At 72.7% G+C, this 553-nt stretch carries 1 protein-coding gene; it reads right to left on the minus strand.

Annotated elements, in window-relative coordinates; all coding sequences use genetic code 11:
• Positions 1–156: 156 nt before the first annotated feature.
• Positions 157–553, minus strand: a 397-nt coding sequence (locus D183_RS0121655) for a PhzF family phenazine biosynthesis protein (protein ID WP_017910839.1), incomplete at its 5' end; no start/stop codon positions are given.

The raw sequence follows: 553 nt of genomic DNA on the forward strand, positions 1-553 counted from the left end.
CGCACCGCCTCGCCTCCGGGCGATCGCATCCGCGTCCGCGTCGACGTCCTGCCCGACTGACGTATTGCCCGACTAAAGCAAAGGGCGCCTCCTTGCGAGGCGCCCTTTGTTTTTGCGCGTGCGTTCGCGCCCGCGGTGCGGGGCGGCGGCCGGCGATCAGGGCCAGTCGATGCGGCCTTCGATCACGGTCTGCACCTGTCCGCCGGACCACACCTCGCCGGCCTCGTCGACGCACAGCGTCAGCAGCGCATCGTGGCCGACTTCGCGGCCCTGGCTGGCGACGTAGCGGCCGCCATGGCCGGGCAGGGCCTTGCTGTGATCCAGCCATGCCGCCAGCACCGCATTGGCCGCGCCGGAGGCCGCATCCTCGAAGCGCCGGCCGTTGCCGACGAAGGCGCGCACGGCCACTGCATAGGCCTGGCCGCTGGCGCGCGCGTAGGCGAACACGCCCATGCTGGCGGTGCTTTCGGCCAGGGCGGCGATCGCATCCCAGTCCGGCGCCAGCGCGCGCAGCGCGGCTTCGTCGGCCACTTCGACCAGCCACCAGCAGCGG

It is taken from the genome of Xanthomonas sp. SHU 199, from assembly GCF_000364665.1.
GTDB lineage: Bacteria > Pseudomonadota > Gammaproteobacteria > Xanthomonadales > Xanthomonadaceae > Xanthomonas_A > Xanthomonas_A sontii.